The organism is Vibrio sp. Vb1574 (assembly GCF_033338675.1).
Genome location: NZ_JAWOTC010000389.1, coordinates 1 through 1,108 on the forward strand (window position 1 = coordinate 1; position 1,108 = coordinate 1,108).

Sequence of the window (1,108 nt, forward strand, 5' to 3'; positions counted from 1 at the left end):
AAAGGCGTCACATTTAGATTTAGAGCATAATTTTTAGAGCTGTCAAAATTCTCTTTAAAGTCTTTTAAGAATTTATGAAGTACAGCTCTATCCATTTGAGCTTCATAGCCCACTTGTCTGATAGCAGAGATAAACCGGGACGCTTTAACAATGCCATTTTCAGGATCCCGAATTCGACATGTTAACTCTTCGTGTAAGGCTTTTTTATGCGTCGCATCACTTATTGAGTGAACCGATTGTGCGTAGAGTATCACATTTTCTGATGTAAGTGCCGTATCAAATAACGTACGCCATCTCACACTTCCGCGCGCTTCTTCATCGTGGTTCCATTTCTTAAAACGGCTCCAGTTATTATTGTTTTGTAGCTGCGCACTTCTGAGTGCCGTTTCCGCCTCATCAATAATTTGGCTGTGTCGCTCTCCCTCTTTGTACATAGTGATACCAATATGGCACCAGTTGTCGGGGTCGAGCGGATCTGGCGGCGTAAGTTTCTCTAGTTGACGAATACATTGTGAGGCCAAGTTGGCAACATCTTTGGCGCTTTGATGAGGTAAGAACAGTGCAAAATCGGCATCGTAATAACGAGAGAACACCACGTCTGGATAACGCTGCACTAAATTGGATAACAAGCTGCCGACTTCAACAATAAACTCGTCGGTGATTTGCTTATCTTGCTCTTCTTCCACGAGCTTCCAATCTTGAATACGAATCAGCAAGACCGCGCCACGTGCGCCACTCTCTAAAAGAGCCGATTCCAGCTTGCTATCAAAGAGCACTCGATTGGCTGTTCCAGTGAGCTTATCGAGAAAAGTTTGAGTGCGGATAAAGGTATCAAAGCGGCTGCGCTCCTGACGCGCATCCTGTAATTCTTCGATCAACACATCGAGTGCTTCACTCGCGGTGTAAGGCCACTCTTTTTTATCTCCCTTGGCGTATTGCTCAACTCGCCCCGCCAAGATCATTCTTCCTCGCTCTTCCAGCATTTCTGAACCAGCAAGCTGCTCTTTTAGCCACGCAACACCGCGCATCAAACAAAAGATGATCAAAATAACGGCGAGAGTGATCGACCACAACGCCTGCATGGAGTAGCTGTAACCTAAGTAAGGAG

The 1,108-nt window shown here is 45.6% G+C and carries 1 protein-coding gene; it reads right to left on the reverse strand.

The annotated features are described in order from the left end of the window. On the reverse strand, positions 1-1,108 hold a 1,108-nt coding region (locus tag R7O12_RS26380), incomplete at both ends, for a diguanylate cyclase domain-containing protein (protein WP_318127024.1).